Genomic DNA, 18991 nt, shown 5'->3' with positions numbered 1-18991 from the left:
CCCCTTGTTATAGGGATCATTATTCAGTTACGTATGTCACTTCCGGGTCAGGACGATGAAGATTTAATGACAACGCCCGGTGCCAGGGGATCACAGGACGTTCATGAGCTGGCCGGTGAGAAAGACCGGCCAGAAGGCGTGTTTATACGGCCGGCTTAAACGTTGAAGTCTGCAGCGCTTCGCGGAGCACGCGGATTCGCTGATCCAGCTCAGCGGCCTGGTAGGCTTTTGGAGGCACGGCACCCCACACCGGATTTGGCCAGGCCGCATCGTCTTCGCGACGGACCACATGGTGAATATGCAACTGGGGCACGACATTGCCCAACGCTGCGATGTTCATTTTGTCGCCATCAAATGCCGACATCAGTCGCTCAGCAACAAAGGAGCTTTCCCAGATCAACTGTTCCTGCGAGTCGAGATCCAGTTGAAAGATCTCACTGATGTTCTCGCGCTGAGGCACCAGTATGATCCAAGGGTAGTTCGCGTCCTTCATTAACAAGATGCGACACAGTGGCAGGGAACCGATGTCCACGCAGTCGTTTTCCAACCGGTAATCCAACTCAAACATGACCTTTTCCTGACAAGCTGTTCAAAACTGGCACAACTCTACCGTTTAATTCGATTAATTCAACAATATAGGGTCACTGACAGGCATTTTCATCCTCAATAGTCGGTATTCCAAGCGCTTTGCTGGCAGATGTACCTTTAACAACGGTGTAGCGCTTCTGCCCCCGCTTACATCCAGCAAGCCAGACACATCGTAACTACTCACAGATTCAACGGCGACATACCCAGCAGCGGGTCTGTCTTTTCATCCGGCACTGCCACTACAATGAACGGTCCGACCTTCAGGAATGTCACTCACAATGCAATTGAAACTGCATGAACAATGGCCGGAAACAGCCCCAAACAGCGAAAACCCGTTCATCAGCCGGGCCTTTCTGGCGGCGTTAAACGATAGCCACGTCTGCGAACCCGAAGACGGCTGGAAGGCTCAGCATCTGGAGCTGGATAATCGTCTTTACCTACCCGCTTACCTTAAGGGGCACTCTTGGGGAGAGTACGTCTTTGACTGGGCCTGGGCACAGGCTTATGAGCAGCACCATCTGGACTACTATCCGAAGCTCATCATTGCGGCGCCGTTTACGCCAAGCCAGGGACCACGTTTACTCGGGGCCGAAACCGCCGCGGACGCAGACCTGATCAGCCACGCCCTGAAAAGTCTGTGCACTCAACAATCCCTGAGTGGCTTCCATATACTGTTCCCCAACCCTTCTGAGCAAAGGCTGTTGAATGAAACAGAACTCCTGCGGCGCACCGATGTTCAGTTTCATTGGTACAACCAAGACTATCGGGACTTTGACGATTTTCTGGATCGGTTTTCATCTCGAAAACGAAAGAATGTCCGCCGCGAACGGCGCTCGATGGCGGCTCAGGGCATACGCTTAGCCACCCTGGAAGGTTCTGAGATCAGCGATCATCACTGGGACGCTTTTTACCGTTTTTACCACGCGACCTATTTAAAGCGTGGTCGGGCCGGGTATTTGAATCGCGCCTTTTTCGATCAGATCCGGCACACCATGGCGGACCAGATCGTTCTGGTCATGGCCGAGCAGCACGGCGACCCCGTCGCCGGCGCCCTGTTCTTTAAAGACCAGAACACCCTGTACGGTCGCTACTGGGGTTGCCTGAGTGAGATTGACAACCTCCACTTCGAAGCCTGTTACTACCAGGGCATCGAGTACTGCATCAAACACCAGCTGAAACGATTCGACCCTGGTACGCAGGGCGAGCATAAAATTGCCCGTGGATTTGAACCGACCTACACCCACTCGTATCATTGGCTTCAGCATCCTGAATTTTTTCAGGCCGCCAAACACTTCTGTGACGAAGAAGCTCGGATGACGGCTGATTATTTTGCACACACTCAGGCCGCGTTGCCGTTTAAATGTACCGACGATCAAGGATAACGCCATTCATGAAATACCTGCATACCATGGTTCGCGTCAAAGATGTTGACGCTTCTCTGCACTTTTATTGCGACCTGTTGGGTCTGAAAGAAATTCGTCGGACTGACCACCCGAAAGGCCGCTTTACACTGATATTCCTGGCCACAGAAGAAGGCGCCCCCGAGTTGGAGCTGACGCACAACTGGGACCCGGAAGACTATGATGAAGGACGCAACTTCGGTCACCTGGCTTACCAGGTCGACAATATCTACGAAGCCTGCCAGACCTTGATGGATGGGGGCGTCACCATTAACCGTCCGCCACGGGATGGCCACATGGCCTTTGTCCGCAGCCCGGATAACATTTCCATCGAGCTGTTACAGAAAGGCGATGATCTGCCACCGGCGGAACCCTGGGCGAGCATGGAAAACACCGGCCACTGGTAAGCCCTCCGGCCTGCGCTTTTCAGGCGCAGGCCTTCCGTTTACAATGCCTGCCCTGTTTTTATACCCGAATACTTAAAAAGGAACGCTCAATGCGCGCGAGTCGATACCTCCTGGCGACCGTCAAAGAAACCCCTGCTGATGCGGTCATTGTGAGCCACAAACTCATGCTGCGTGCCGGCCTGGTCCGCAAACTGGCCTCTGGGCTCTACAACTGGCTGCCAACAGGTCGGCGGGTTCTGAACAAAATTGAAACCATCATCCGTGAAGAACTGGACCGGTCCGGGGCTCAGGAAGTTCTGATGCCGACCATTCAGCCGGCCGAACTGTGGGAAGAAAGCGGACGTATCGACAAGATGGAAGGCCAAATGCTGAAAATGCAGGATCGCCATCAGCGTGATTTTGTGTACGGCCCAACCCACGAAGAAGTCATTACCGATATTGCCCGTAACGAGCTGACCAGCTACAAACAGTTACCGATGAACTTCTATCAGATTCAAAACAAGTTCCGTGATGAGTTCCGCCCACGCTTCGGTGTTATGCGCTCGCGTGAGTTTGTCATGAAAGACGGTTACTCCTTCCACGTTGATCAGGAGTGCTTAAACAAAGAATACGACAACATGTATCAAGCCTACTGTCGTATTTTTGATCGTCTCGGACTGGACTACCGGCCCGTCCTCGCAGATACCGGCGCCATGGGCGGCAGCGCATCTCATGAGTTTCAGGTACTGGCCGATTCCGGCGAAGACTACATCGTCTACTCCACCGACAGCAGCTACGCCGCCAACATAGAACAGGCCGAAGCGCCGATGCCTGCCGGTGAACGGGCCGCACCGACGGCTGAGATGACAGAAGTCGATACACCCAACGCCAAAACCATTGAAGACCTGGTATCTCAGTTCGGTCTGCCGATCGAAAAAACCGTCAAGACCCTGATGGTTAAAGCCAGTGACGAAGTGGACAGCGACCTCGTCGCGTTGTTGATCCGCGGCGACCATGAACTCAACGAAGTCAAAGCCGAAAAACTGCCGCAGGTTGCCGCGCCATTGACCATGGCCACCGATGAAGAAATCCGGGCTGTCATGGGCGCAGGCCCAGGATCATTAGGACCGGTAAACGCTTCGGTCCCCTGCATTATTGACCGTACCGTCAGCAAGATGTCCGACTTCGGCGCCGGTGCGAACATCGATGGTAAACACTATTTCAACATTAACTGGGAGCGCGATGTCGCGTTACCGGCCGTTGAAGATCTGCGCAATGTGGTAGAGGGCGATCCCAGCCCGGATGGCCAAGGTACGCTGAAAATCCTGAAAGGCATTGAAGTGGGCCACATCTTTCAGTTAGGCGACACCTACTCCAAATCGTTGAAAGCCGAAGTGTTGGATCAGAATGGTAAAAGTCAGGCGATGCAGATGGGCTGTTACGGTATTGGGGTGACTCGAATCGTCGCTGCCGCCATCGAACAAAACCACGATGAAAACGGCATCATCTGGCCGGACGCCATTGCACCATTCCATGTTGGCATTGTGCCGCTGAACGCGCATAAGTCGCCGGAAGTGATGGAAGTGGCCGAAAAACTGTACGCCGACCTGCAGGCTGCCGGTTACGACGTCTTGCTCGATGATCGGGATAAAAAAACCAGCCCCGGCGTGAAGTTCGCTGACATGGAACTGGTCGGTGTGCCGCACCGTATTGTTGTCAGTGACCGTGGCCTGGCCGACGGTAAAGTCGAATACAAAGCACGTCGGGCAAGTGACAAAGAGGAAATTGCCCTGACCGACATCCTGGCGCACATCCAACAACAATCGGCTTAATAGATTGCCAAATCGGGCGCACAAATCGGAGCATTCGTCGAATGCTTCGATTTACACTTTCGCCTTTCAAGACTACTATAAATTCATGAGATCAGTGTGATTTCAGCGCCAGTTGTCATTAGCGCAACCGGCCCGAATGCCTGATGTCCGCCTATATAATGACAAAAAGGAACTGCTCATGAGTGTTCAAGCTTTAACCGTTGCAGATTGCATGGTCCCCGCTCGGTTGACCGTTACTCCGGATACAACGATCCCTCAGGCTGTCGAAAAAATGCTCAATGCCAAGCTCATTGGCGCACCTGTTGTCGATGAAAATCAACGGGTAGTGGGTTACATTTCTGAGCAGGATTGTCTGCGTTACATGATCAGTGACAGCTATTACGACGACCAGCGTGAACTGGTGCGCGATGTCATGAAACATGAAGTATTGTTTGCAGAACCCAGCATGTCGATCGTCGATATGGCGCAATTGATGTGCGGCAACAAGCCGAAAAAGTATCCGGTTTGTGAAAACGGACGTCTCATCGGTGTCATTAACCGGACACACGTGATTACGGCCCTGTTAAAAGCCACCAGCCATAAGTAAGTCCCTACTCGCTTTTGCGCCGGCCATCCCTCCGGCGCAAGAGTCTGATTCACTATCTGCAGTTTCATTTTTCGGCCTCTCAACTCGTATTAGCTGACAAATCCGTTAAAATACCGGCCTGCTTATGATGATCGGTATCCTGCCATGCTCGCGCGCTTACATCACCTGACTGACGTTCAACAACAGTATCTGGACTTTTTATCGGCCGTTGCCGCCGAAGGTTTTCAGGGTGAACTCTGTCCGGATTACGCTAACCGAACCGTTTTGGCCACGGACAACTCGATCTACCAGGTGTTACCTCAAGCCGTCGTCTATCCGGCTTGCGTTGAAGACATTCAAACCCTGACCCGGCTTGCGGCCACGGATCAATGGCAATCGATTGTATTGTCACCTCGTGGCGGCGGCACCGGCACCAACGGACAATCCCTGACCGATGGCATCGTTGTCGATTTGTCCAAACACATGAACCGTATCCTCGAGATCAATCCGGAGGAACGCTGGGTTCGTGTTCAAACCGGGGTCGTCAAGGACCAACTGAACGCAGCGCTTAAACCTTATGGGTTATTCTTCGCGCCAGAACTTTCCACCAGTAATCGGGCAACCATTGGCGGCATGATCAACACCGACGCCAGTGGGCAAGGCTCCGTTCTGTACGGTAAAACCCGAGATCACGTGCTGTCACTGGAAACAATATTGCTTTCCGGCGACCGTTTGGTCAGCGGCCCGCTGTCCGATGACCAGTTGTTGCACCAGCGGCAGAGCACCGATCGTATCGGGCAGATTCACGCCACGGTTGACGATATCTATCAACGACGAAAAGACGATATCGCGGCGAAGTTTCCCCCACTTAACCGTTGCCTGACCGGTTACGATCTGGCCCACATTTATGATGATGGCCAATTTAACCTCAATAACATCCTCTGCGGTTCTGAAGGCACTCTGGGCTTCATTACCGAAGCCAAGTTAAATGTTCTGCCGATTCCAAAAGTTTCGGCACTGGTCAACGTTTTCTACGATTCCTTTGAATCGTCACTTCGCGATGCGCAAGCGCTCATGGGCGCACAACCCACGTCTATTGAAACCATTGATTCGACGGTTTTGGAACTGGCCCAAGGCGACATCATCTGGCATTCCGTCAGTGAGTTCTTCGATGCCAATGGTCAGACCATCAAAGGTATTAACCTGGTTGAATACACCGCCGACAGTCAAGCCGATCTGCAGGCCGGTATCGATCGCCTGACTCAGCAACTCGCTGAACAGGCCAGCTCTGGTTACTTGGGTCATTCGGTGGCAATGGGCACGGATAACGTCAAACAAATCTGGGCGATGCGCAAAAAATCGGTTGGGCTACTGGGGAATGCCAAAGGCGAAGCGCGTCCTATCCCGTTTGTTGAAGACACGGCGGTGCCACCGGAAAATCTTGCTGATTTCATCATGGAGTTCCGTGCGGTACTGGATCATTACAACCTGCGTTACGGCATGTTTGGACATGTCGATGCCGGCGTACTTCATGTCCGTCCTGCGCTGGATCAGAAAGATCCGGCGCAGATGGCACTGGTTCGAACGATAACCGACCAGGTCGTTGAACTGATCAAAAAATACAACGGTCTGCTCTGGGGCGAACATGGTAAAGGCCTGCGTTCTGAGTTTGCACCGGAGTTCTTTGGCGATTTATATCCGGAACTGCAGGCCATCAAACGTGCTTTTGATCCTTTTAACCAATTAAACCCCGGGAAGATCGCCACTCATCATCACAGTATCCCGTTGATTAAGATTGATGAGGCAACAACACGGGGAGAGCTAGACCGCACCATTTCTCTCGAAAACTGGACTCAGTTCGGCGACGGCATGTACTGCAATGGCAATGGTGCCTGCTTTAACTATGATCCGGCCGATGCCATGTGCCCTTCGTGGAAAGCGACCCGAGAACGCAAGCATTCACCCAAAGGCCGGGCTTCGCTGATTCGGGAATGGCTGCGACTGCTTGATAAACAAGGGCAGAATACCGTTGCACTGCAACGCACTGAAAAACGTAAGCTACCGTTGTTGCACTTTATACCCCGTGCCTATCACAGCTGGCAGAAAGCCCGCGGACAGTATGACTTCAACCATGAAGTGGCCGAATCGATGGCCGGTTGTCTGGCTTGTAAATCCTGCACAGGACAATGCCCGATTAAAGTCGACGTCCCAGAGTTCCGGGCTCGTTTCCTGCAACTTTATTACAGCCGCTACCTACGACCGTTAAAAGATTACTTTATCGGCATGCTGGAGTTCATTATTCCTCTGCTGGTGACACAGCCGTTCAAGAGTCTGTATAACACGCTGATGCGCTGGTCTGTGATTAAAGCGATATTGAAGTCAGTCGCGGGTATGGTCGACAGTCCATTAATCCATCCGATGAACTTCCGTAAAGAACTGCGTCAGCGAAAAGTCATGTATGCTGATGCGAACATGTTGCAGGCGCTCAGCGACTCCGAAAAAAACCGTTCGGTCATCATCGTGCAGGATGCTTTCACCAGCTTCTTTGAAACGCATGTGGTGATGGACATTGTGGACTGCCTGCAGGCACTGGGGTTCCGAGTTTGGATGATGCCCTATGCCGCTAACGGAAAACCCTTGCACGTTCATGGGTTCCTACACACCTTCCGCTGGATTGCTCAACGCAACCAGAGAAAACTGAAAGCACTGGCAGACTGTGGCATCGCGCTTGTCGGTATCGACCCATCGATGACGCTCACTTATCGCGCCGAATACGCAAAGTACGTAGACGAAGCCGTCCCCCGAGTGGACCTGCTGCAGGAATTTTTAGTCAAACACCCCGATCGGCTAAAAGCCGCGGCGTCAAAAGTAAGCGCCGGCCAGGTTGGACTGCTTGGGCACTGCACCGAGAAAACCAATGCGGCCTCAAGCATTCAGGACTGGGTCACTGTACTGGGCTTACTGAATCAGCAATGCCGGGTCATTCCAGTAGGCTGTTGTGGCATGGCCGGCACCTACGGCCATGAAACGCGAAACAGGGAAACGTCTGAGGCTATTTACGATCTCTCTTGGCGAGAGGTCATCACCACAGATACCAATCAGGAAACTCTCGTGACAACGGGTTACTCTTGCCGCAGTCAGGTAAAACGACTTGACCAGCAGATCTTGTTGCACCCGCTTCAACAGGTGCTGACTCAGCTTATCGGGTGATGCTTTCATTCACCCTTTCTCGACTGCCATGTAAACAATTATGGACATTTCCTCAAGGGCTCTGCCCTTGCGGACTTTGTCCGAACTGACCCCTATCAAAACCGGACATAATGATTTCGCGCATGCTATAACGATTTAAAGCAACGCACATAACAGAGCGTCTGGAGACCTCGATGAACAAATCCTTTACCCCTTCCGCCGATACGGATCTTAACTCACTTGCTCAGTCGCTTTTTGATGCGCTCGACGGACACATCGTCATGGGTGTTCCCATTGGGATCGGTAAAGCCACACACCTGATCAACGCACTTTACGGCGTTGCTAAAAACAACCCGACCTATTCTCTTGAAATCCAAACGGCCTTATCGCTCGGACGACCTCCTTTAAAATCGGACCTGGAAAAACGCTTGCTGACACCCTTCTTTGAGCGTCAGTTTCAGGGAGTTCCAGAACTGGATTATGTGCTTGACGGACGCAAAGGGCGCATCCCTGACAACATCCGTATTGTTGAGTTTTATTTCAAGCCGGGTGAAATGCTGCATAACCCCAAAGCGCAGCAAAACGCTCTGTCGGCCAACTATACACATGTTGCCCGCGACATTGTCACCCGTGGCGTGAACCTGGTAACCCAGATGATCAGCAAACGAACCGACGGTGACCAGGTTCGCTACAGCCTGTCTTGCAATCCGGACGTCACCCTGGACCTGCAACCCATGATGAAGGCGCAATCAGAGAAAGACGGAAAACCCCGATTCATGATCGCTCAGGTGAACGAACAACTACCGTTTATGCCGAACGATGCCGAAGTCAGCGCCGAGTTCTTCGATCACATTGTCGATCAACCCGACCTCTACTCCCCCATCTTTGCGACGCCTCAACAACCGATTTCACCAACAGACCATATGATCGGCCTCTACACCAGCGCGCTGGTCAAAGACGCTGGTACGTTACAGATAGGCATCGGTTCACTCGGTGATGCCGTCGTCAATGCGCTGCGGGTTCGTCACCAGCACAATGCAGAGTATCGCCGATTATTCGACACTCAGTCCGCGTTGGAGCGATTTCCGGTATTACAAACCGATGGCGACCTTCATACCTTCGAGGAAGGTCTGTACGGCAACACCGAAATGCTGGTTTCAGGTTACATGGAACTGATTAAAGGCGATATTCTGAAACGTCGTGTATACGATGACCTCGCCATTCAGACGCTCATTAATCAAGGGTTGAAAGCAGATGCAATCTCACGCGAATGGATCATAGCCCTACGGGAAATGAATCGACTCCAGTCGCCGTTAACAACTGAGGATGTCGAGTGGCTCAAGCACTGGGGTATATTCCAATCCCATGTCACCCTGCAAGATCAGCAATTACACGCTCATGATCAACAATGCTCTGCCAATCCGGATTCCGCTGAGGTACTGGCTTGGCTCGAAGAACATGCCCTTGCTACTCACCTTAATCACGCTCGCCTCATTCATGCCGGTTTTTTTGTCGGTAATGCACATTTTTATGAAGACCTTCGCCGAATGGACGATGAGCAACTCAACGAAATCAACATGACGACCGTGTCCTACACGAACCAGTTGCTCGGCGACGAAGCACTGAAGCTGGCACAACGCAAACATGCCCGTTTCATCAATGCCTGTATGAAAATGACACTGAGCGGTGCAGCCGTCAGCGATGGGCTGGCTGATGGAAAAGTCGTTTCTGGTGTCGGCGGTCAGTTCAACTTTGTCAGCATGGCGTTGGATACGCCCGACGCTCGATCCATTTTGATGATGCGGTCGACGAAATTCAAAGGCAACAAGGTCGTCAGTAACATTGTCTTCAACTACGCACACGCCACCGTTCCGCGACACATGCGAGACATCGTCGTGACGGAGTATGGTGTCGCCGATTTACGGGCAAAAAATGATGAAGAAATTGTAGATGCGTTACTTAAAATCACCGACTCCCGCTTTCAGGCTGGCTTAATCCGTGAAGCCAAAAAAGCCGGCAAACTGCCAAAACATTATCGGCTGCCGAAATGGGCAACTCAGAACACGCCGGAAAAGGTTCAGGCAACCCTGAGTGGACAGGCTGCCACGTTTTTCCCACCCTTCCCATTCGGTAAAGAACTGACCGATGAAGAGGTCGCTATTGGCGGCGCCCTTAAGCGCCTGAAACACAAACTCAGTGCAGTTTGGCCGCTGATACCAGCCTTGCTCACACCCATCAAAGACAGTCACATTCAAGCCAACCTGCCCTATTTGAAACGTATGGGGCTGGAGCAACCGAACAATATTCGGGAAAAGGTTTTCCGACGGTTACTGCTAAGTCAACTGCCCGTGAAAGAGACGACGTCAGCCAGCAACGCCCGGACCTGACAAGACACTGGATTTTCATGTCAATTCCACTGTAAGCATCGAAACATTGTCTATACTTCCGGTACATCCTGACAGAAGTAATCTCAATGCTTCGATGCTTTTGTGCCTTTCTCTTAGTGTCACTGTCGATTCAGGTTCTGGGCGACGACAGACCACTGAGAGTTTTTACCTGGCCAGAATACTTCGATCCCGAAATGGCCGATCGCTTCCAGTCCGAAACCGGCATTGAGCTGGAGTTCATCTATTACGACAATGACGAAATACGCGACCAGATCATGGCCGAAACTCAAGGTTTCGGTTTTGACGTCATTTTGATCGATGATGCGGAAGCCGGTTCCTATCGTGCTCAAAACTGGATTATTCCGCTGCAAGCGGACAAGTTGTCGCACCTGAGTGACCATGGAAATCAATGGCAACTTCGTGCACAGGACGCCGTCGACCATGTCGTTCCTTACGGTTGGGGCTACTACGGTGTGCTGTATCGCCAAGATCAATTGGAGCAACCGCCCGCACACTGGTCAGACCTGTTTCGCGATGATGCACCCTGGGCGGGTGCCGTACAAATGCCAGCACAGGTCTCAGAGCTTTTACCGATTGCCTTGATGGCAAAGGGCCTACGCCCCTTTATTCCGGATACAGACGCCATAAAAACGGCAGAACAGGCACTGATCAATCAACAACCACTGGTGTCATCCTATGGCATGCCAGATCTGGAAGCTGATGAAACGAAATTAGCTCAAGGGGAAGCTTTGGTCGCTGTCACCTATAATTCAGACGCCATGTTTTTGATGGAAGAGGATGACCGGCTGGCGTTTACGATTCCAAAAGGAGGCAACATTCAATGGGTCGATTTCTGGACGATAAGCGCGCGCAGTGAGCACATTGACGGCGCATACCAGTTCCTGGATTTCACCCTTCGTCCCGACGTCACCGCGGCCAATGTTCAGTACCATTACTCGGCCACTTACAGTAAGCCAGCCATAGCGCTATTGCCCCAGTCCATGCAACAAGACGACCGTCTGTTTCCAGAGTCGGCAGATAGCTTTTACGTTTACCAACATCCTGATCGTGAAACCATTCGCGCACTCATGAGACTGATTAACACCTTGGATGTTGATTGACGATGAAACTGCAAACCCGGTTTATGATGAACCTGAGCTTTGTGGGCCTGTTAGCCATGGTCACCTTTGGATTTTTGATCGAGTCTCAGCTCGCCAAACTTCTGGACAAAGAAATCAATAGTCAACTGACAAGCCATCAATCGCTCAGTACCGCCTATTTGTCAGACACAATTACAAACATTCAGACGGACCTCGATCTGATCACCAACAATGCACTGACCCGACAATATTTTTCAGCCTCAGAAACCATCCGATATCAGCTCTTCCACAGCGAGTTAACCCGGGTATTACAACGGTACCTGAAATATGGCGAACACTATGGAGAAATAGCGGTGGTCTTGCCGGATGGGTTTAAGGAAATCACCGCCTTTAATGGAAAAGTCCCCTTTCGCGACATTGATGATACCTTTATCCGGCTGCAGGAACATGATGAGCTGAACGCCTCTGAAGTAACCTTCGCGACCGGCCGAACGCCCAGTGGGGAATATCTTATTTCAGCCTACTCCCCTTTACGTGAGTATTCAGATCTCATCCAAACCAATGACAACCCCACACTGGCGTACATTAAAATCACACTGCCATTAAAGGCCCTTCTGAACTCTCTTAGCACCGACAATATTGCCGTCTCTTTAAGAATACCCACACCGCCTGGCAGCAATACCCGCTGGATTACAGTCGCTGACAGCTCTTTTACCGAAAAAGAGAAACAAGCTTTCAGATTCCTTGAAAGTGATATCAACGATCAGTTTCGGTTACGTTCTAGTCTGGACCCGGAGCTCTACACCAGCAATACCAGCCAGTTTTACCGACTCAGCCTGATAATTATGCTGCTGGCACTGTTCAGTTTAATTGTGGTCACCTACCTGCTCCTCAGAAAAGTCATCCTGAAACCACTGGATCAGTTCAGCGAGCTGGTCGATCAATCAGACCTGAACGCCGATATGCATCCCGCATTGACGGCCTATGACCAAAACGAGTTTGGACAACTTAAGGAAAAGTTTCATGGCATGTTGTCCCGCCTGAAGCAACATTCGTCCGACCTGAAACGTCAGGCGTTTACAGATACACTGACCGGACTGCCCAACCGCGCCGCACTCTATGAGTTACTGGCTAAGCGCACCGTAAACCCAAGCCAACCACTGTCGGTTTTGTTCCTGGACCTCGATGGGTTTAAGAACGTGAATGATATTTATGGTCATGACCTGGGTGATACGCTGCTCAAAGCCGTATCTCAAAAACTGTTGTCAATTGTGCGTGACGATCCAAACCTGCCTCTGGATAGCATAAACATTCGTAACGATGCCGTCTTTCGACTCGGGGGGGATGAGTTTACCGTGGTGCTGATGGCAAACTCGCACGCGGCGTTAGTGGCTCAGCGAATCATCGATGCATTTCAGAATGGCATTCAGATCCACGACAAGTTGCTTTATACCGGCACCAGTATCGGAATCTCGGAGTTTCCCAAGGATGCCATCGACCCCTCTTTGCTGATTCAGTACGCCGATATGGCCATGTACCAGGCCAAGCAAGAAGGAAAAATGCGCTACAGCATCTTCACTTCGGACTTAGCAGAAGAAGAACAGCGTCGGCTGAAACTGGAACAACTGGTGCGAGAAGGCGTTGAATTTGGTCGGTTCGAAACCCACTTTCAGCCCAAAATTCAGGCCAGCACAGGCAAACTGATTGGCTTTGAAGCACTCGCACGTTTAAGAGACGTTGATCAACAACTGATCCCACCAGGTATTTTCATTCCCGTTGCACAAGAAAAGGGGGTGCTCGAGTACATCACCTATCGGGTCTGTGAACAGGCTTGCCAGCTGCTTCAGGAAAGTAATAACCCAGAGCTGATCGCATCGATTAATATCGCCCCCAACCAACTGAGCGATCTGCGTCTGATCGCGGATATTCGCAGCATCATGTGGCGCTACCAGATCACGCCGAGACAAATAGAGTTTGAAGTAACCGAAGAAGAGCTGATCAGCAACTTCCGGCAAACTCAACGAGACCTGGAACTCATTCGTAACTTTGGATTTAAAACCGCACTCGATGATTTTGGTTCCGGCTACAGCTCTTTGGGACAACTGAAAAAATTTCAGTTTGATACGTTAAAATTAGACCGCGTCTTCGTCAGTACCGATGATTTTGATACCGAATCATCAATCGGAGTCCTATCCAGTATTAAAGAACTGGCGGACCGACTGAAAATGACTGTGGTGGCAGAAGGAATCGAAACGGCCAGCCAATTAGCGTTTATTCAATCGTTCAACATCGATATCATCCAAGGGTACTTCTATTCACGCCCTATCTCCGGACCGCAGTTTTCTGCCAGATACTTAAATAAACCTAACTCTCTCCCCGACATGAGCTCTTCGTCACTGAAACTGTAAACCAACACGCAAGATGCTTGCACTCAGTAGCAAGAGCAACTTATCTTTGCACATTCTTCATTAGCATTGCTCGTTGATATCCATAGAATAGCCTCTACGTAACTCACAGTATCATCATTGGAACCCTCAACATGACCCATTGGACGCCGGATTCATGGCGACAAAAAACCATTCGACAACTTCCTGAATACCAGGATCAAGCCGCCCTTTCTGCCACTGAGCAGGAGCTGTCTCAGCTACCGCCTCTGGTTTTTGCTGGTGAAGCCCGGCAACTGAAAGCAGAACTGGCAAAAGTTTCACGCGGTGAAGCCTTCTTACTGCAAGGCGGTGACTGTGCGGAAAGCTTTAGCGAGTTTCACAGCAATCATATTCGTGACACCTTTATGGCATTGTTACAGATGGCTGTCGTCCTGACCTTTGGTGGTCAGAGCCCGGTGGTAAAAGTTGGTCGTATGGCCGGTCAGTTTGCCAAACCAAGGTCGGCGGATATGGAAACCATCGATGGTGTGACCTTGCCTTCGTACCGCGGGGATAACATCAACGGCATCGATTTCACACCAGAGTCCCGGGAGCCGGATCCCGCAAGAATGCTCAAGGCTTATCATCAATCGGCATCGACACTGAACCTGTTGCGAGCCTTCGCTCAGGGTGGCCTTGCTGATTTGCACAAAGTCCATCAGTGGAACCGGAACTTTGTCGCGAAAAGCCCGCAAAGTGACCGCTATCAGTCGATGGCCAACCAAATTGACGACGCTCTGGCTTTTATGAGCGCGTGCGGTATTTCGCCGGAAAACACACCACACATCCGGGAGACGCAGTTTTACACCTCACACGAGGGTCTGCTGCTGCCATTTGAACAGGCACTGACCCGACAGGACAGTCTCACCGGTGACTGGTATGACTGCTCCGCACACATGATCTGGATTGGTGATCGAACCCGTCAGCTGGACAGTGCGCACATTGAGTTCTGCCGTGGCATCCATAACCCACTGGGTTTAAAAGTCGGCCCAACGAGCAATCCGGATGAGCTGATTCAACTGATTGACATCCTCAACCCGAATAACGAAGCCGGTCGCTTGAACCTGATCGTGCGCATGGGCGCCGACAACATTGCCGAGCATTTCCCGGCGCTGTTGCGGAAGGTGACCGAAGAAGGTCGTCAGGTTGTCTGGAGTTCAGATCCGATGCATGGCAACACCATCAAAACCGGTAATGGTTATAAAACCCGCGCGGTTGAATCGGTTCTGTCAGAAGTGAAAGACTTCTTCAACATACATCAGGCCGAAGGCACGTATGCTGGGGGTGTTCACTTTGAGATGACCGGTCGAAACGTCACCGAATGCATCGGTGGTGCTTTCCAGATCACCGAAACCGACCTGGCTGATCGCTACCACACGCATTGCGACCCACGACTGAACGCAGACCAGGCACTGGAGCTGGCATTTCTGATCGCCGATCACCTGCGCGGCAGCCGGTAACACGGATCAGAAAACAGTATGAGTCGCACATCAAAAAAGCCGGTCCCTGTCGTGGGTACCGGCTTTTTTTTGTACTGTAAGGGCCTGTATCAGACGACCCGAATGTGCCAAGGCTCGTAACGAACCCCCAGTTGGTTATCGGCCGTATAGCGGATACGCACGTAGCCGAGATCCTGCAGACGCTTGAACTCATCAGTTTCAGCAAAGGCGGCCGTAAAATTCTGCAAACCACCGCCAACCTGGCCAACGTCGAAGTCACCGATCGCGTGGTAGGAATGCCCTGGGGGAGCCAGTGAGCGACTTGCCCGCGACATGTTACCCGAAGCCTGGACGGTTTTTGCCAGAAACAGCTGATACTGCTTCATTACGTTTCGAACGCCACTGGTCAGAATGAGTGAATCACCCACTTCGTTGCGGATCTGATTATAAAATTTCTCTGAGTGACCACGGAACACATAATGCCCGGTGCCAGGCATCTTAATCACGTCTTTTTCTGAGATCACATGCGTCTGCTTACCTACGACCTTTTCACCAAAGAAGCCTAACTGGCTTGAGTCGTAGTGAAACATCTTGTCGAGAAACTCAAGTTCCGCCTTCGTAAACTCACCGATTCGAGGAGAGTAACGGGCATACTTTAAGGCATCGTCGAACGACAGGATGTTGAAGTTACCAAAACCGACATAGGATTGTACGCGGTTCACACGCTCCAATGATGCCACCAGCATCTGGTAGTCTTCTTCCGTCAGTACAACATCGTCATGGAAGTTGGCTTCAAAGTTTGCAACCTTTTCCTGAACACTTTCTGCCGATTCATTCAGGTCGCTCGCGCTGACCGGACCACCTGTTGGACGAGTATCAGACAGTACGATTTCTTCAATAACCGGGGCGTCTTCGTTTTTGGCAAAGGTCGAGATGCCTTCTGCAGGGATCTCGGCCATCAAACGTTCAGCTTTATGCTGCTCATAGGCCAGAGCCGGACGCGAGTGTACGCGCAGCTCCGGTTTGGCCTCAGCAATCACCGACGACAGAGTGTCGAGCATGGCTTCGTCACTGGTCGGGTTGCCATCGGCCACCACGCGGGCCGCAGCTCTGAGACCCCGTTCCTTCACGGTCATTTCCGCGACGGGTTGAGTGCGACGAAACATATCAAATGAAGCATAACCGGTCCCGACGACGACAGCGGATGCTGACAGGGACTGTTTAATAAAATCTCGACGCTTCACCAGGGTTCTCCGTGCAGCTGTAAATGGTTTACTCAGTTCGGAAAGGTCGTTTAATAATCCAACAGGGCGGAGCCTGACAGGCATCAAGTGCGCTTTTCCTGAGTCTAATTATTGTCGCTATCGGACAGATATGCCAATACTTTACCATGCATCCAGCTTTCTTACAGCGATTAAGCCATAGCCTGCTTTTATGGCAGCCATTAGCGTTTGAAAGCGTCATTTTTTCGACGCAAAACGGCCTGAATTCTCAATGTTGAGCGGCAGATTTTGCACGGATAAAGTGCGAATGGTGCAGATGGAGCATGTCGCAAACCCGACGGATTCGATGATCTTCAAACTTGTCTAATTGTCCGTCTGCAAAAGCGACTCGCCAAAGGTCCACAATCAGTTCATAACGCTGGTCTTCATCGAACGTGTCATTTATGACACGAGTAAACTCAAAGAGGTCGTGGGTTTCCTGCTGACGGTCCATGGCAACCTCAACACAGATTTCCGCATCACTTTTACTGACCGACATTCTGCGCGCCAGGATGTCCTGTATGCAGTCTTTTTCCCGATGATCCAGATCATGGTCGGCCATCATTACTTCGATCAATAATACGGCTGCCGCGTCCTCAGCGGACAGCGCAGGTTTGTCGTCTGTCTCAGACTCACCTTTAAAAAACGCTAATATCTGTTCAATCATGTTTGGATCACCTCTTCAGACCGTGAAGACTGCAGTACCCGTTCATTAAACCGGGCTCAAATGCTCTGTCAGCAGGCAACGGTTGCCTCAGCGGATGATTCATTTGATCGCCAGAAGAGACACTTTAAATTACACCTGTCTGGGACAATATAGGTTTTAAGGGTGGCATTTAAAACGGTGCGACCGAGAAATGGGAGTAAAAAAGCTGTATGAACATCACCACGCCGGCCCTGTTATTTCCGGCCATTTCACTGTTGTTGCTGGCCTACACCAATCGCTTTCTGGTGATTGCCCAGTTAATCCGGTCTCTTTACAAACAAAACGATGAAGACCCCAGTGCTGACATCCGCAAACAGATTCTTCATTTGCGCATTCGAATAATCGCTATCCGTCGCATGCAGGTTGCTGGCGTTATGGCGTTTATTTTCTGCGTGGTCACTATGTTCGCGCTGTTTTTGGATTGGGCATTTATTGCCAACATCCTGTTTGGCGCTTCACTCATCCTGTTACTGATTTCATTGGTTTTCAGTCTGTATGAGGTGCAGATCAGTGGCCAGGCTCTTAACCTGCAGCTTAAGAGCCTTGAAGATCGACGTGAGTAAGTTTCTTCTCAGCGATTCGCCAACAGGTTAACCATAATGCCGTAATACATTTCGGTTAGGGTATCCAGATCGGCGCTGGCAACACATTCGTCAATCTGATGAATGGTTCGATTCACGGGGCCCAGTTCAACCACCTGAGCACCGGTTGGCGCAATAAATCGTCCATCAGAAGTCCCGCCCGCTGTTGACAGTTCCGGCGCCTGACCCGTGACTTCGGTCACCGCCTGCACTGCCGCCTGTACCAAAGCACCGCGATCGGTCAGAAATGGCTGCCCTTTTACTTCAAATCGCAGTTCATAGTCGAAACCGTGTCGATCCAGAATCGTTCGTGCACGTTGCTGAAGCTCTTCGGCTGTCACTTCGGTGCTGAATCGGAAACTGAACATAATCTCGGCGGTTCCCGGTATGACATTGGAAGCGCCCGTTCCAGAATTAATATTAGAAACCTGGAAAGAGGTTGCCGGGAAAAAGTCATTGCCTTCATCCCAGACTTCAGTCGATAAATCAGCAATGGCCGGAGCGACCAGATGCACAGGGTTCTTTGCCAGATGCGGATAAGCGACATGGCCCTGTTTGCCCTTGATAGTCAGGTAGCCCAGCATCGAACCACGACGGCCATTTTTGATCACATCGCCAACCTGATCGGTACTCGAGGGCTCCCCGACCACAGCCCAGTCAATGCGCTCGCCTCTTGCCGTCAGCCGCTCCATCACCGCTACTGTACCGTGATAAGCATCGCCCTCTTCATCGGAAGTGATCAGATATCCCAATCGCCCCTGATGGTCCGGATAATCACGGACAAAGCGTTCGGTGGCGACAATCATTGCTGCAAGACTGCCTTTCATATCCGCCGCGCCTCGACCATACAGCATGCCGTCTTGCTCAGTTGGTTCAAACGGAGGGTACGTCCAGGCGCTGGAGTCACCGGTCGGTACGACGTCGGTATGGCCCGCGAACACCAGCAACGGCCCCTCCTGGCCATGCACGGCCCAGAGGTTATCAACATCTTCGATACGCATAGCTTCTATTTGAAAGCCACAGGCCTTCAAGCGATCCGCCATCAACGTCTGACATCCCTGATCATCCGGCGTTACCGAGGGGCGTTTAATCAGGTCACAGGCTAATGTCAGGGTTTCAGATCTCATCTC

Annotated in this window: 14 protein-coding genes; 10 read left to right on the top strand and 4 right to left on the bottom strand. The window is 51.4% G+C overall.

All coding sequences use genetic code 11. The features are described from left to right. Positions 1 to 142: 142 nt before the first annotated feature. Positions 143 to 568: an HIT domain-containing protein gene (locus MED297_RS16250; protein ID WP_008046844.1), complete on the bottom strand. Its 426-nt coding sequence runs from the start codon at positions 566 to 568 to the stop codon at positions 143 to 145. Positions 569 to 866: 298 nt separating this feature from the next. Between MED297_RS16250 and MED297_RS16245 the strand changes: the two genes are divergently transcribed. The 9 genes from MED297_RS16245 to MED297_RS16205 all read left to right on the top strand — a co-directional run bounded on the left by MED297_RS16245 (position 867) and on the right by MED297_RS16205 (position 15333). After that, positions 867 to 1970 (top strand): GNAT family N-acetyltransferase, encoded by a 1104-nt coding sequence (locus MED297_RS16245; protein ID WP_008046836.1) that lies wholly within the window; start codon positions 867 to 869, stop codon positions 1968 to 1970. 8 nt (positions 1971 to 1978) lie between these two features. Continuing rightward, complete coding sequence (locus MED297_RS16240) at positions 1979 to 2395, top strand: VOC family protein (protein ID WP_008046835.1); 417 nt, start codon at positions 1979 to 1981, stop codon at positions 2393 to 2395. An 89-nt stretch (positions 2396 to 2484) separates the two neighbouring features. Then, positions 2485 to 4206: a proline--tRNA ligase gene (locus MED297_RS16235; protein WP_008046834.1), complete on the top strand. Its 1722-nt coding sequence runs from the start codon at positions 2485 to 2487 to the stop codon at positions 4204 to 4206. 178 nt (positions 4207 to 4384) lie between these two features. Beyond that, on the top strand, positions 4385 to 4792 hold the full coding sequence (locus MED297_RS16230; protein ID WP_008046833.1) for a CBS domain-containing protein: 408 nt from the start codon (positions 4385 to 4387) through the stop codon (positions 4790 to 4792). 144 nt (positions 4793 to 4936) lie between these two features. Continuing rightward, complete coding sequence (gene ydiJ, locus MED297_RS16225) at positions 4937 to 7981, top strand: D-2-hydroxyglutarate dehydrogenase YdiJ (RefSeq protein WP_008046832.1); 3045 nt, start codon at positions 4937 to 4939, stop codon at positions 7979 to 7981. 173 nt (positions 7982 to 8154) lie between these two features. Next, entirely contained in the window at positions 8155 to 10347 is a 2193-nt protein-coding gene (locus MED297_RS16220) for an acetyl-CoA hydrolase/transferase C-terminal domain-containing protein (RefSeq protein WP_008046820.1), read from the top strand. A gap of 86 nt (positions 10348 to 10433) precedes the next feature. After that, positions 10434 to 11468, top strand: coding sequence for an ABC transporter substrate-binding protein (locus MED297_RS16215; protein WP_008046818.1), 1035 nt, complete (start codon positions 10434 to 10436; stop codon positions 11466 to 11468). A 2-nt stretch (positions 11469 to 11470) separates the two neighbouring features. Then, positions 11471 to 13855, top strand: coding sequence for a putative bifunctional diguanylate cyclase/phosphodiesterase (locus MED297_RS16210; RefSeq protein ID WP_008046817.1), 2385 nt, complete (start codon positions 11471 to 11473; stop codon positions 13853 to 13855). Positions 13856 to 13986: 131 nt separating this feature from the next. Further along, positions 13987 to 15333 carry a class II 3-deoxy-7-phosphoheptulonate synthase gene (locus MED297_RS16205; protein WP_008046815.1) on the top strand — a complete coding sequence of 449 codons (1347 nt, stop codon included), beginning with the start codon at positions 13987 to 13989 and terminating at the stop codon, positions 15331 to 15333. Positions 15334 to 15422: 89 nt separating this feature from the next. Here MED297_RS16205 and MED297_RS21515 read toward each other — a convergent pair whose 3' ends face one another. Both MED297_RS21515 and MED297_RS16195 read right to left on the bottom strand, forming a co-directional pair. After that, on the bottom strand, positions 15423 to 16556 hold the full coding sequence (locus tag MED297_RS21515) for a M15 family metallopeptidase (protein ID WP_161599311.1): 1134 nt from the start codon (positions 16554 to 16556) through the stop codon (positions 15423 to 15425). A 247-nt stretch (positions 16557 to 16803) separates the two neighbouring features. Further along, positions 16804 to 17241, bottom strand: a complete 438-nt coding sequence (locus MED297_RS16195) for a tellurite resistance TerB family protein (RefSeq protein ID WP_008046812.1) — start codon at positions 17239 to 17241, stop codon at positions 16804 to 16806. Between the two features lie 209 nt (positions 17242 to 17450). Here MED297_RS16195 and MED297_RS16190 point away from each other — a divergent pair, with 209 nt between their 5' ends. Continuing rightward, on the top strand, positions 17451 to 17843 hold the full coding sequence (locus MED297_RS16190) for a DUF2721 domain-containing protein (RefSeq protein WP_008046811.1): 393 nt from the start codon (positions 17451 to 17453) through the stop codon (positions 17841 to 17843). Positions 17844 to 17851: 8 nt separating this feature from the next. On the opposite strand, the gene dapE is transcribed toward MED297_RS16190, so the two are convergent. Next, on the bottom strand, positions 17852 to 18988 hold the full coding sequence (dapE, locus tag MED297_RS16185; RefSeq protein WP_008046809.1) for a succinyl-diaminopimelate desuccinylase: 1137 nt from the start codon (positions 18986 to 18988) through the stop codon (positions 17852 to 17854). Positions 18989 to 18991: the final 3 nt, after the last annotated feature.

It is taken from the genome of Reinekea blandensis MED297, assembly GCF_000153185.1.
In the GTDB taxonomy this organism is placed as follows: domain Bacteria; phylum Pseudomonadota; class Gammaproteobacteria; order Pseudomonadales; family Natronospirillaceae; genus Reinekea; species Reinekea blandensis.
This window is presented reverse-complemented; position numbering and strand designations above follow the sequence as displayed.